The 206-nt window shown below is 53.9% G+C and carries 1 pseudogene; it reads left to right on the top strand.

Annotated features, from left to right (window positions below):
* Positions 1 to 206: pseudogene (locus tag HMPREF2628_RS10895) on the top strand (hypothetical protein); the annotation flags it as partial.

The following is a 206-nucleotide window of genomic DNA, read 5'->3' as shown; positions in this document are numbered from 1 at the left end:
CTCGGTAAAGCGATTTATGAGCTGGATCAGCAGTATGCGAAAGCCAAGGCAGAAGCGATTGAGGCTGCTAAACGCAAGGCAGAACAAGAAGCCGCTGAGCGAGAAGCTTCTTATCGCCGTCATCACCCCATCCAAGCCTGGCTGAAGGATCGCTCGAACGAGATTGGTTCCTGGTGGGGCGATGTCGTTGAGGGCACACGGAATTT

It is taken from the genome of Streptococcus sp. HMSC063B03 (genome assembly GCF_001836965.1).
GTDB lineage: Bacteria > Bacillota > Bacilli > Lactobacillales > Streptococcaceae > Streptococcus > Streptococcus pneumoniae_F.
The sequence above is the reverse complement of the archived record's forward strand: the minus strand, read 5'-3'. Positions and strand labels throughout refer to the sequence as shown.